Source organism: Lutibacter sp., assembly GCF_021647475.1.
Lineage (GTDB): Bacteria > Bacteroidota > Bacteroidia > Flavobacteriales > Flavobacteriaceae > Lutibacter.
Genome location: NZ_JAKIUR010000068.1, coordinates 1 through 12,077, shown reverse-complemented (window position 1 = coordinate 12,077; position 12,077 = coordinate 1). Strand labels below are relative to the sequence as shown.

At 29.2% G+C, this 12,077-nt stretch carries 12 protein-coding genes and 1 rRNA gene; 7 read left to right on the top strand and 6 right to left on the bottom strand.

Translation table 11 applies throughout. From position 1 onward, the window contains the following. Positions 1 to 13 precede the first annotated feature (13 nt). The 3 genes from rrf to cmk all read left to right on the top strand — a co-directional run bounded on the left by rrf (position 14) and on the right by cmk (position 1,937). A 5S ribosomal RNA gene (rrf, locus tag L3J60_RS12285) occupies positions 14 to 123 on the top strand. A 106-nt stretch (positions 124 to 229) separates the two neighbouring features. After that, on the top strand, positions 230 to 1,240 hold the full coding sequence (porQ, locus tag L3J60_RS12280; protein WP_291975852.1) for a type IX secretion system protein PorQ: 1,011 nt from the start codon (positions 230 to 232) through the stop codon (positions 1,238 to 1,240). Positions 1,241 to 1,244: 4 nt separating this feature from the next. Then, entirely contained in the window at positions 1,245 to 1,937 is a 693-nt protein-coding gene (gene cmk, locus L3J60_RS12275; protein WP_291975851.1) for a (d)CMP kinase, read from the top strand. On the opposite strand, the gene L3J60_RS12270 is transcribed toward cmk, so the two are convergent. Beyond that, positions 1,934 to 2,566: a 7-carboxy-7-deazaguanine synthase QueE gene (locus L3J60_RS12270; RefSeq protein WP_291975850.1), complete on the bottom strand. Its 633-nt coding sequence runs from the start codon at positions 2,564 to 2,566 to the stop codon at positions 1,934 to 1,936. The two genes, cmk and L3J60_RS12270, sit on opposite strands and share 4 nt — an antisense overlap. A 105-nt stretch (positions 2,567 to 2,671) precedes the next feature. On the opposite strand from L3J60_RS12270, the gene L3J60_RS12265 reads away from it, so the two are divergent. Beyond that, entirely contained in the window at positions 2,672 to 4,192 is a 1,521-nt protein-coding gene (locus tag L3J60_RS12265; RefSeq protein ID WP_291975849.1) for a helicase HerA-like domain-containing protein, read from the top strand. Positions 4,193 to 4,268: 76 nt separating this feature from the next. Further along, on the top strand, positions 4,269 to 4,841 hold the full coding sequence (locus L3J60_RS12260; protein WP_291975848.1) for a hypothetical protein: 573 nt from the start codon (positions 4,269 to 4,271) through the stop codon (positions 4,839 to 4,841). 9 nt (positions 4,842 to 4,850) lie between these two features. Here L3J60_RS12260 and L3J60_RS12255 read toward each other — a convergent pair whose 3' ends face one another. Continuing rightward, the gene (locus L3J60_RS12255; protein WP_291975847.1) at positions 4,851 to 6,209 is read right to left on the bottom strand and encodes an MBL fold metallo-hydrolase; all 1,359 of its coding nucleotides are present in this window, start codon (positions 6,207 to 6,209) and stop codon (positions 4,851 to 4,853) included. Positions 6,210 to 6,333: 124 nt separating this feature from the next. Here L3J60_RS12255 and L3J60_RS12250 point away from each other — a divergent pair, with 124 nt between their 5' ends. Further along, positions 6,334 to 6,696, top strand: a complete 363-nt coding sequence (locus L3J60_RS12250) for a cupin domain-containing protein (RefSeq protein WP_291975846.1) — start codon at positions 6,334 to 6,336, stop codon at positions 6,694 to 6,696. On the opposite strand, the gene L3J60_RS12245 is transcribed toward L3J60_RS12250, so the two are convergent. The 3 genes from L3J60_RS12245 to ffh form a co-directional block, all read right to left on the bottom strand. After that, a complete protein-coding gene (locus tag L3J60_RS12245) occupies positions 6,693 to 7,571 on the bottom strand; it encodes a tetrahydrofolate dehydrogenase/cyclohydrolase catalytic domain-containing protein (protein ID WP_291975845.1) in 879 nt (292 codons plus the stop codon). The two genes, L3J60_RS12250 and L3J60_RS12245, sit on opposite strands and share 4 nt — an antisense overlap. A gap of 33 nt (positions 7,572 to 7,604) precedes the next feature. After that, complete coding sequence (locus L3J60_RS12240; RefSeq protein ID WP_291975844.1) at positions 7,605 to 7,976, bottom strand: four helix bundle protein; 372 nt, start codon at positions 7,974 to 7,976, stop codon at positions 7,605 to 7,607. A 71-nt stretch (positions 7,977 to 8,047) separates the two neighbouring features. Beyond that, on the bottom strand, positions 8,048 to 9,379 hold the full coding sequence (gene ffh, locus L3J60_RS12235) for a signal recognition particle protein (RefSeq protein ID WP_291975843.1): 1,332 nt from the start codon (positions 9,377 to 9,379) through the stop codon (positions 8,048 to 8,050). 210 nt (positions 9,380 to 9,589) lie between these two features. On the opposite strand from ffh, the gene L3J60_RS12230 reads away from it, so the two are divergent. After that, positions 9,590 to 11,275 (top strand): FAD-dependent oxidoreductase, encoded by a 1,686-nt coding sequence (locus L3J60_RS12230; RefSeq protein WP_291975841.1) that lies wholly within the window; start codon positions 9,590 to 9,592, stop codon positions 11,273 to 11,275. A 62-nt stretch (positions 11,276 to 11,337) separates the two neighbouring features. On the opposite strand, the gene msrB is transcribed toward L3J60_RS12230, so the two are convergent. After that, positions 11,338 to 11,736 carry a peptide-methionine (R)-S-oxide reductase MsrB gene (msrB, locus tag L3J60_RS12225; protein WP_291975840.1) on the bottom strand — a complete coding sequence of 133 codons (399 nt, stop codon included), beginning with the start codon at positions 11,734 to 11,736 and terminating at the stop codon, positions 11,338 to 11,340. Positions 11,737 to 12,077 lie beyond the last annotated feature (341 nt).

Sequence of the window (12,077 nt, the reverse complement as noted above, 5' to 3'; positions counted from 1 at the left end):
ATAACTAAAATTTTAAGGTGGTTATAGCGATAGGGCTCACCTCTTCCCATACCGAACAGAGAAGTTAAGCCTATCAGCGCAGATGGTACTGCCAACCGGTGGGAGAGTATGTCACCGCCTTTCTTTTAAAACCTTCAATTTAACTATTGAAGGTTTTTTTATTTTTTCTTTATAATTTATGTGTGTTTTTTCGGTTATACTAATATTTTAGTTTTAATTTGCATTTAGTATGAAAAAAAGTTGGATTTGTATATTTTTTTGCTCCTTTATTGGTTATTCTCAAACTGGGGGTGAGAATGTTTTCAATTTTTTGAATTTATCAAGTTCAGCAAGGCAAACAGCATTAGGAGGAAGGGTTTTAACTATTTTGGATAATGTAAACCAGCCAACTTGGAATCCATCTTCAATAAATAATAATATAGATAATGAATTATCAGTGAACTATGTGAATTATCTTGCTGATGTGTCTATTACATCTGTTGCATTTGCTCATATGATTAATAGACAAATAGGTACATTTCATTCAAATATTACTTATTTAAATTATGGAAAGTTTATTGGTGCTGATGAATCAGGAATTGAAACCGGAAACTTTAAAGCATATGATTTTATGTTTTCATTAGGATATTCTTATAATATTTTAAATTCTGATTTTCACATTGGAGCCAATATTAAAGTAATAAATTCTGTAATAGAAAATTACTCATCCTTTGGAATAGGTGGAGATTTTGCACTATTATTTTCTAATGAATATGTTCCTTATGTATTTACTATTGTTGCTAGGAATTTAGGTTATCAAATAACAGTATTTGATAGTGATAGAGAAAAATTACCATTTCAAATTGATTTTGGTGCATCATATAAATTAGAAAATGTACCATTAACTTGGTATTTTACAATGGATAATTTACAGCAATGGAAGTTAGCATATAGTAATCCTTCAAACCAAACGACTGATTTAAATGGTAATGTTACACAAGAAAAGATATCTTTTTTAGATAATGCTTTTAGACATATTTCAGTAGGAGCTGAACTTTTTTCGGAAGGTGTATTTAATCTTAGGTTTGGATATAATTTTAGAAGAGCAAAAGAATTAAATTTTGTAAATCAGCGTTCATTTGCTGGTTTTACGGCAGGATTTGGTTTAAAAATGAATAAAATTAAATTGAATTATGCGTTTTCTAAATATCATCCTACTTCTAATTCGAGTACTTTCAGCCTATTAATAAATTTAAATTAACAAATTGAAAAAAATTACAATTGCAATAGATGGATTTTCATCCACAGGAAAAAGTACTATAGCTAAGCAATTAGCTAAAAAATTACATTATATTTATGTAGATTCTGGAGCAATGTATAGAGCTGTTACCTTATATTTTATGCAACATGATTTAATTTCTAAGCATAAATTCAATAAAAATAAATTGATAATAGCATTAGAAAAAATTGAATTAAAATTTAAGTTTAATGAGAAATTAGGTTATGGAGAGATTTATTTAAATAATGTTAATGTTGAAAGTAAAATAAGGTCTTTAGAAGTTTCCAATTTGGTGAGTAAAGTAGCTGAAGTTTCTGAAATTAGAAAAAAGATGGTAACACAACAGCAAGCAATGGGAATTAATAAAGGTATTGTGATGGACGGTAGAGATATTGGAACCGTTGTTTTTCCAAAAGCGGAGTTAAAATTGTTTATAACGGCATCTGCAGATGTTAGAGCTAAACGTAGATTTGATGAATTGACTAAAAAAGGAGATAAGGTTTCTTTTGACTCAATATTAAAAAATGTGAAAGAAAGAGATTTTATTGATACAACGCGTAAAGATTCTCCTTTAATTAAGGCAGGTGATGCTATTGAGATTGATAATTCAAAGTTGGGTTTAGAAGAACAATTTCAAAAAATTTATAAAATAGCTCTTAAAATTATCAATAAAGACTAAGGTATATTCAAATATTTATGAGTTTGTAATGAAATTTTCCATTTAGGATGTTTCATTACATAATTTACAATCAACGGCATTATTTCTTTTCTTTTACTCCACTCTGGTTGTAAAAAAAGTTCACATTTTTCAGATATTTTTTCAGCTTGTTCTTCGGCAAATTTAAAATCGTGTTTATTTAAAACAATTATTTTTAACTCGTTTGCTTTTTTATAAATTTCTTTTAAAGGTAGCTTCGTTTTTTTTGGAGAAAGGCAAATCCAATTCCAATTTCCTGTTAGTTTATAAGAACCAGAAGTTTCAATATGCGTTTTTAATCCTTTAGCTTTTAGTAGTTTAGTTAAATAATCCATATTCCAAATTAATGGTTCGCCTCCAGTAACTACTACTGTGTTAGCTTGTTTGCTGATATTATGTACAATTTTAATGGTTTCAGTAGGAGGATGCAAGTTAGCATCCCAACTTTCTTTAACATCACACCAATGGCAACCAACATCACAGCCACCAATTCTTATAAAATAAGCTGCTTTTCCGGTGTGAAATCCTTCTCCTTGAATGGTGTAAAATTCTTCCATTAAAGGTAGCATTTCACCTTTATTAATAAGCTGTTGGGTGTGTTCATTTATCATTTCGCAAATTTAAGCATATTACTTCACTATAAATAATTTGAAATTAATTTATAATGAAATTTTTAATTTGATTTATATATCTTATTTTTAACAAAAAAATATTAAATGACTGCAAAAGAAGATTTTTTTAACGAGATAAATGACGGCTACCGCACCAAAGGTGATTATATAGTTTTAGGATCGGCAATGCTAGCTGGTGAAACATTAAAAGATGCTTTTGTAAAAGTGCCATTAAAAACATTAAACAGGCACGGATTAATTGCTGGTGCCACTGGTACGGGTAAAACTAAATCGTTGCAAGTTATGGCAGAAAACCTTTCAGAAAAAGGAATTCCTGTTTTGTTAATGGATATTAAAGGCGATTTAAGTGGTTTAGCTGAACCTAGTCCTGGTCATCCTAAAATTGATGAGCGTATGGCTGCCATTGGTTTGCCGTTTAAAGGAAGAGGATTTCCTGTTGATATACTTACTATTTCAGAGCAAAATGGAGTTCGATTAAGAGCAACGATATCAGAATTTGGTCCGGTATTATTATCCAGAATATTAAACCTTAATGAAGCACAAAGTGGTATTGTTTCCATTATTTTTCAATATTGCGATGATCAAAAATTACCATTATTAGATTTAAAAGATTTTAAAAAAGTTTTACGATTTTCAACTGAAGAAGGTAAAGAGGAAATTCAAAAAGAATATGGAAGAATTTCTACTGCAAGTACAGGTACTATTTTACGTAAAATTATTGAGCTAGACCAACAAGGAGGTGAATTGTTTTTTGGAGAACGATCTTTTGACGTTAAGGATTTAGTTAGAAAAAATGATAAAGGGGAAGGTATTATTTCTATTTTGCGTTTAACCGATATTCAAGATAAACCAAAATTATTTTCTACGTTTATGTTGCAATTATTGGCGGAAATTTATAGTACTTTTCCAGAACAAGGTGATAGTGGTAAACCTGAATTAATTATATTTTTAGATGAAGCCCACTTAATTTTTAGAGAAGCATCAAAAGCATTGCTTTCTGAAATTGAAAATATTGTAAAATTAATTCGTTCAAAAGGTATTGGATTGTATTTTGTTACTCAAAATCCAAAGGATATTCCAGAAGATATTTTAGCACAATTAGGGCTAAAAATTCAACATGCATTAAGGGCGTTTACAGCAAAAGATAGAAAAGCTATTAAATTGGTTGCTGAAAATTATCCAGATTCAAAATATTATGATGTAGCTGAAACGTTAACTTCTTTAGGAATTGGAGAGGCTTTTGTTTCCGTTTTAAGTGAGAAAGGAAAACCAACTCCGTTAGCTGCAACCATGATGAGAGCCCCTATGAGTAGGATGGATATACTTACTGACACAGAGTTAGAAAAACTAATAAAAAACTCTCAATTATTTTATAAGTATAACGAAACTATTGACAGAGATAGTGCTTTTGAAATTTTGAATAGAAAAATTGAAAGTATTAATAAAAAAGAAGAAGTTGAAAAGAAAAAGAAAGAATCTAAAAAGTCTTATTCTTCAGGCAGAAAGAGAAGAACAAGAAGTACTAGGATGAATCCTATTTTAAAAGTAGTAACAAGTGCTACTTTTATTAGAGGCGTTTTAGGTATATTAAAAAGAGTTTTATAAAATACCAGTCTTTTTTTAAATAAAATTAAAATAAAAACGTTTTATTAAATTAAACATATTAAAAATAAAATTGTAAATGACACTTATTAAAAGATTATTTTATTTCATAATTATAATGTTATTTTTTATTCAATGTACCAATACAAATAAGTATGAGGTGAAAAAAGGAATGGTTGGTAATATTAATAAAAAAACTACAATTGCAGATTTGAGTAATATATTTAAAAATGATTCTATAGTTTCAAATAAACCTTTAGCAGAGACCATTGACTCCCAAAAAATATTTTCTTTAAACGATGACGAATATGATATTTATTCCAAATCTGGAAAAAAATTATTAGAAATAACAGCAAGTAAACAAAACGATTCTTTATCAAAGATAAAAAGTGTTGGAATATACGACCCTAACTATGTTACGGATAAAGGAATCTCCTTAAAATCTACCTTTAAAGATATTAATGAAAATTATTTGGTAAATAATATTGAAACTACGCTAACTTCTGCAACATTATTTATAGATGAATTAAATGCAACAATTTCTATAGATAAAAAAGAATTGGGAATCAGTGAATTTAGTAGAGAACAAGTGTCTTTAAACCAAATTCCAGATATGGCAAAAATCAAATATTTCACCATTTGGTTTAATTAAAAAAAACAGTTAATCTAAATAATATTCCTTATCTATTTTAGCAACGGTGCATTTCCAACCAAGCTCATTATTTATTTTAGTTTTTAATGCCTGACTTTGATGTGGTTCTCCATGATTTATAAAAGTAAGTGTAGGAGGATTTTTGTAATGCTTTAACCAATCTAATAGTTCACTTTGATCTGCATGTCCAGAAAAGCCTGTAATTTCAGCTACTTCAGCTCTTACCGTATGATATTTTCCAAAGAATTTAATTTCATGATCTCCAGAAATTAACGCTCTACCACGTGTTCCTGCAGCTTGATATCCAACTATTAAAACAGTATTTTTTGGATCTGAAATTAAATTTTCTAGGTAATGTAAAACTCTTCCACCTGTTATCATTCCGCTTCCTGCTAATACAATCTTTTGTTTTTTGTCACGTACTATCGCTTTAGAAGTTTTAACATCACTTACTAAATGCACGGTTGTTAGCATACTTTGTATATCATCATCATTTAAAATATGATTATTTTTATGATTTAAATAAACTTCGGTAGCATTTACACCCATTGGACTATCTAAGTAAATAGGAATTTTTGGGAGTTTATTTTCTCGTTTTAAAATACTTAATAAATAAATAATTTCTTGTGCTCGTTCTACTGAAAATGTAGGAATAATTAAAGTTCCACCTCTTTCATAAGTTTTTAAAATATGGTTTAGCAAAGTATCTTTTATATTTACCTGCTCATGTAACCTGTTTCCATAAGTGGATTCAATTACCAAATAATCTGTATTTTCTATATATTCATATCTGTTTAATAAAATAGGGTGTTTACGACCTACATCACCAGAAAAAACAAACGTTTTACCATTGATTTCAAATAGAATAAAAGTACTTCCTAAAATATGACCACTATTTAAAAATTTGAATTTAATATTATTATCCAAATCAAACCATTTATTAAGTTCAATGGTTTGAAAATGTGGAAGTGTATTTGCAGCATCTTCTTTGTCATATAAAGGAACTGCCTTTTCATGTTTTGTGTAATGATGTTCGTTAGCTCTATGTGCGTCTTCTTCTTGAATTTTACCACTATCTAGTAATATTATTTTAGCTAAATCTCTTGTTGCTTCTGAACAATAAATTTTGCCTTTGTACCCATTTTTAACTAAAATAGGTAAATAGCCAGAATGATCTAAATGAGCGTGTGTTAAAAATACGGCATCAATTTCGCTACTATTAATTGGAAGTTCTTCCCAGTTTTTTAACCGTAGTTCTTTTAATCCTTGAAATAAACCACAATCAATTAATAATTTTTTATAATTAGTTTCCAATAATGATTTTGAACCTGTTACGGTACCAGCACCACCTAAAAAAGTTAGTTTCATGTTCGTTTTTTTAATTTACTACTAAGTTAGGAATTATTAAACTTAAAATGGTTTTATAGATTTAATATTTAGTTAAAAATAAAATTTATAGCTTTGCATAAATTAATTTTAAAAGTCATTTCTATTGGAAAAATATAAAATTCAAAAATCTCCGTTTGTTGTTCCAACTACGGATGGTAAGTTAATTGAAGAACATTTTGGAGGAAGTAATAATTGTAATATTAGTATTGCTCATATGGTGGCACCTGCAAATTGGAGCGAACCTTTTCAAACCCCTGATTTTGACGAATATACATACATTATAAAAGGAAAACAACAATTAATAATTGACGGTGAAAAAGTGTTTTTAGAAGCAGGTCAGTCTATAAAAATTAAAAAAGGAGTAAGGGTTCAATACTCAAATCCTTTTGATGAAGTTTGCGAATATATTTCAGTTTGTAATCCTGCATTTAGTGTAGAATTAGTACATAGAGAAGATGAGATTTAGTTCTCTTTTCGTTCACAAGCTAACAACGTATTTTTCATAAGCATAGCAATAGTCATTGGACCAACGCCACCAGGAACAGGAGTTATAAATGCGGATTTAGGGGCTACACTTTCAAAGTGGACATCTCCAGCCAATCTATATCCTCTTTTTTTGGTAGTATCTTCAACTCTAGTAATTCCAACATCAATAATAGTAACTCCATTTTTAACCATAGCTCCAGTTAAAAATTCAGGTTTGCCAAGTGCTGCAACAATAATATCTGCTTGTAAAGTAATTTCTTTTAAATTTTTTGTTCGGCTGTGAGCTACGGTAACCGTAGCATTTCCAGCTGTTCGTTTTTGACTCATTAAAATACTCATTGGTCTTCCAACAATATGGCTTCTGCCAATAATCACTACATTTTTCCCTGAAGTTTCTACGTTATAGCGTTCTAATAATTCTAAAATTCCAAAAGGAGTTGCAGGCAAAAAGCAAGGTAAATCTAATGTCATTTTTCCTACGTTTACCGGATGAAATCCATCTACATCTTTGTCAGGATTTACAGCCATTACTATTTTTTGTTCATTAATATGTTTTGGTAGCGGAAGTTGAACTATAAATCCATCAACATTTTTATTGTTATTTAGAGTCTCAATTTCCTGTAATAATTTTTCTTCGGTAGTATCTTCAGGAAGTTTAATTAAAGTAGATTTAAATCCAACTAATTCGCAAGCTTTAACTTTAGCATTAACATAAGTCATACTAGCTCCATTTTCTCCAACTAAAACAGCTGCCAAATGTGGTATTTTTTTACCTTGTTTTTTTAATTTTTGAACTGATAAAGCAATTTCTTGTTTTAAATCTGCAGCTGTTTTTTTTCCGTCTAGTAGTATCATAATAAATTAGTTTTCAGTTTTGTTAGTTACAGTTTACAGTTTTTTTACTCCAAATTTTTCAGGATTACTAATCATAAAATTAATTGATTTTCCAACTTCTTGACTTCTATATGTTAAAACTTGTTGTTGTTTAGTATTTATATAATTATAAGATTTTGAAAAATCAATCCAAACTTGAGTTTCAGAATTCTCGCTATCGGAATCTGATAATTTACTCTTAAGATGTTTTGGATATGACCTTTTTCGATATGCTTCTGAAATATTAGCACAAACTGACCTAGAACATCTTCTAATTTGATCAGTCAGTGAATAAGTTTCTTCTTTTGGAAAAGATTTAGAAAGTTCAAAAATTTTCATTGAAAGCTCAAATGCTTTTTGATAGGCAAGTAACTTTTTGAAACTCATAATTTAATTTTTTTAAAAAATTATAATTTTTACAGATTGCCAACTGTAACTGAAAACTGTTAACTAATTAGTTATTTTCCCATTCCTTTCATCATTTGCATCATTTGTCTGCCACCACCACCTTGCATCATTTTCATCATTTTACTCATTTGAGTAAATTGTTTTAATAATTGATTCACTTCTTGAATAGAGGTTCCAGAACCTTTGGCAATTCTTTTTTTACGAATAGCATTTATAATTTTAGGTTCACTTCTTTCTTTAGGAGTCATTGAATGAATAATGGCTTCAATTCCTTTAAAAGCATCATCGTCTATATCTACATCTTTCATCATTTTACCGGCACCAGGAATCATACCAACTAAATCTTTCATATTCCCCATTTTTTTAATTTGATGAATTTGTTTTAGGAAATCATCAAAACCAAATTGGTTTTTAGCAATTTTCTTCTGTATTTTTCTAGCTTCTTCTTCGTCATATTGTTCTTGAGCACGTTCCACTAAAGAAACAACATCTCCCATTCCTAAAATACGTTCAGCCATTCGGTCTGGATGGAAAATATCAATGGCTTCCATTTTTTCACCAGTACCAATAAATTTAATAGGTTTGTTTACAACCGATTTTACAGATAAGGCAGCACCACCACGAGTATCACCATCTAATTTTGTTAAAACAACACCTTCAAAATTTAAAATATCATTAAATGCTTTTGCTGTATTTACCGCATCTTGTCCAGTCATAGCATCAACTACAAATAATGTTTCTTGTGGATTTACGGCTTTATGAATGTTGGATATTTCAGTCATCATTTGCTCATCTACAGCTAAACGACCAGCGGTATCAATAATCACTACATTTTTACCAGTAGCTTTTGCATGTTTAATGGCATTTTTTGAAATTTCAACAGGATTTTTATTGTCAATTTCTGCATAAACTTCTACACCAATTTGTTCACCAACAACTTGCAATTGATTTATTGCAGCAGGTCGGTAAACATCGCAACCTACTAATAAAACCTGTTTTGTTTTTTTGTTTTTTAAATAATTAGCAAGTTTTCCTGAAAAAGTAGTTTTACCAGAACCTTGTAAACCAGACATTAAAATAACAGTTGGTGTGCCAGATAAATTAAGTCCAACAGTTTCACCGCCCATTAATTCGGTTAATTCATCCTTAACAATTTTAACCATTAATTGGCTTGGATTTAACGTAGTTAACACGTTTTGACCTAGGGCTTTTTCTTTAACTATGTTGGTAAAGCTTTTAGCAATTTTAAAATTAACATCGGCATCTAGCAATGCTCGTCTAACTTCTTTTAAAGTTTCTGCAACATTAACTTCTGTAATTTTTCCGTGACCTTTTAATACATGAAAGGCTTTATCTAGTTTATCACTTAAATTATTAAACATAAAATTTTGCTTCTTTTTTAGAATTGCAAAGATACTAAATTGTAATAAATAGTTTTAATTAATATTTTATGTTTTTAATTAAAATCACTCATAATTTTTTTAGCTATTTTTTTTTAATTGAGTTCTAATTTTACTGAAAACGTTATAGTAATAATCATTACAATATATTCCAAAAAAGGGTTAGAAATTTGCTCAAAATATAAGAAAATAATGAAAAGAATTATAATAATTGGAGGTTTGTCAGCAGGTCCATCAGCAGCAGCAAAAGCTAGAAGAGAAGATGAAAATGCTGAAATTATAATGTTTGAAAAAGGTTCAAATATAAGTTATGCTACTTGTGGTATGCCGTATGCTTTTTCTGGAATTATAGAAAACAGAGAAGATTTAATAGTTGTGGAATCTGATTTAATGCAAAACCGATTTAATATTGATGTTAAATTAAATGAAGAAATTTTAAATATTGACACAGCCAATAAGATAGTATATTCTAATAAAGGCGATTATGCTTATGATAAATTAATTATGGCTACCGGAGCAAGTTCTGTAGTTCCACCAATTAAAAATATACATATTGCAACTAATTGGTCAACGTGTAGATCAATGCCCGATTTTGATAAGATTATGAAAGAAGGATTAGCTACTAGTTCTAAAAATATAACTATTATAGGTGGTGGATTAATTGGTATTGAAGTTGCTGAAAATTTAAAACTTGCTGGTAAAAATGTTACCTTAATTGAAGGAGCAAATGAGGTTTTAAGTATGTGGCAACCAAAATTTGGAAGTATTGCCGAAAAAATATTAATTGAAAAAGATATAAACGTTATTACATCAAGTTTTGTAAGTGAGTTTAATGTTGATAAAAATGGTAAAATCAGTAAGGTTATTATTAAAGGAAAAGAAGCCATTGAAACCGATTTTGTTATTGTAAGTGTAGGGATAAAACCAAACACAGATTTATTATTGAAACAAGGAGCAAAGCATATTAAAAATGGAGCTTTAATTGTAAATGAATTTATGGAAACGTCTATTAAAGATGTTTATGCAGCTGGAGATAATGTGGCTATCAAAAATTTACAAACCAATGAATATGGTTATTTCCCTTTAGGAACTCATTCTAATAAAGCAGGTAGAGCCGCAGGAGCAAATGCTGTTGGAAGTGAAACTATATTTAAAGGTGCATATAATACTGCAATTGTTCAGGTTTTTGATTATACTTTTGCCAGAACAGGAATGAATGCAAAAGCTTTAAAAGCACAAAATTTACCTTTTAAAAAAGTATTAACTATTGTTGGTGCAACTCCAGGTTATTATCCTAATAAAAAAGAAATTGTATCTGAAATTTATTTTAATCCAACTACCAAAGAAATTTATGGTGCCGAATTGGTAGGTGAAGTAGGAGTAGATAAGCGAATTGATGTATTAAGTACGGCAATTTATGCAAAACTAAAAATTTCAGATTTAGCACAATTAGATTTAGCATATGCTCCACCTTATTCTCCAGCTAAAGATCCATTAGTTGTTTCAAGTTTTGTTTCTGAAAATATTGTAAATGAAAAATGTCCTCAAATTTCCGTTGAAGATTTGGAAGTATTTATGAATGAAACAGATGCATCCAATTATTTACTTATTGATACCAGAACGCAAGAAGAATATGAAGCAGGAACTTTAGTAAATGCCATTAATATTCCTATAGATGATATTAGAAGTCAAATAGAATTTATTAAGAAGGAAGCCAAACCTGTAATTTTAATTTGTAGAAGTGGTTTACGTGCTTTTATAGTCCAATTAATATTGGCAAATAATAATATTAAGGAAGTAGCCAATGTAGCTGGAGGAATAAAATTATGGCAATTGTGTAATAAAACAGTTACCAAACCAAAAGAAATGTTTGTTTAGTTAAGTTAAAGATTCCGCTTGTACTTTTTTTGAGGAAGATGTTTGTAGTATAAGCGGTTATTTTATTCTTGTTTTATAAATTTAATTGAAGTTGTATTTACGCAAAAGCGTTTACCTGTAGTTTCTTGTGGTCCATCATCAAAAACGTGACCTAAATGTCCGCCGCAAGTAGCACAAATAATTTCAGTTCTAATCATTCCGTGACTTTTATCTACAACATATTTTACTTTTCCTTCAATAGCATCATCAAAAGAAGGCCAACCACAGTGCGATTCAAATTTAGAGTTTGATTTAAAAAGCTGTGTTCCACAGGCAGCACAAACATAAGTTCCTTTTTCAAAAAAAGAAGTATAACCAGCTTCACTTGGAGCATCTGTTCCTTTTTCTCGAAGTACATAATATTGTTGAGGAGATAAAATATTTTTCCATTCAGCTTCTGTTTTATCGACTTTTTTATTCATTTTAGTAGTGTTTTTTTGTTGACTATAACTTGAAAATGTAAAAATAATTATAATCAGAAATAGTGTGCTAAATTTTTTCATAACTTTTATCTTATTTAACCCGTTGTGCATTATAACTTTTTAAACCTACTGTTATGTCCGTTCGAGCCTGCCTGCCTGACGGCAAGGCAGGTAATTTTTGATAAAAAATTGTATCGAGAACGGCTGTTTTAAATAAAAAACCTATTCTCGATACTAATTTTAAGCCTAAAAAGGCTAAAATTCACTCGTATTCTATGATTAAAACAAATAAAAACATTAAAATTTATCACTAATTTTTAAGCTGCATATTTCATAAAATC

What these genes read in the sequence shown, in the direction of transcription:
- porQ (WP_291975852.1), top strand. Translation starts at nt 230, where the DNA reads ATGAAAAAAAGTTGGATTTGTATATTTTTTTGCTCCTTTATTGGTTAT.
- L3J60_RS12270 (WP_291975850.1), bottom strand. Translation starts at nt 2,566, where the DNA reads ATGATAAATGAACACACCCAACAGCTTATTAATAAAGGTGAAATGCTA.
- L3J60_RS12265 (WP_291975849.1), top strand. Translation starts at nt 2,672, where the DNA reads ATGACTGCAAAAGAAGATTTTTTTAACGAGATAAATGACGGCTACCGC.
- L3J60_RS12260 (WP_291975848.1), top strand. Translation starts at nt 4,269, where the DNA reads ATGACACTTATTAAAAGATTATTTTATTTCATAATTATAATGTTATTT.
- L3J60_RS12255 (WP_291975847.1), bottom strand. Translation starts at nt 6,209, where the DNA reads ATGAAACTAACTTTTTTAGGTGGTGCTGGTACCGTAACAGGTTCAAAA.
- L3J60_RS12245 (WP_291975845.1), bottom strand. Translation starts at nt 7,571, where the DNA reads ATGATACTACTAGACGGAAAAAAAACAGCTGCAGATTTAAAACAAGAA.
- L3J60_RS12240 (WP_291975844.1), bottom strand. Translation starts at nt 7,976, where the DNA reads ATGAGTTTCAAAAAGTTACTTGCCTATCAAAAAGCATTTGAGCTTTCA.
- ffh (WP_291975843.1), bottom strand. Translation starts at nt 9,379, where the DNA reads ATGTTTAATAATTTAAGTGATAAACTAGATAAAGCCTTTCATGTATTA.
- L3J60_RS12230 (WP_291975841.1), top strand. Translation starts at nt 9,590, where the DNA reads ATGAAAAGAATTATAATAATTGGAGGTTTGTCAGCAGGTCCATCAGCA.
- msrB (WP_291975840.1), bottom strand. Translation starts at nt 11,736, where the DNA reads ATGAATAAAAAAGTCGATAAAACAGAAGCTGAATGGAAAAATATTTTA.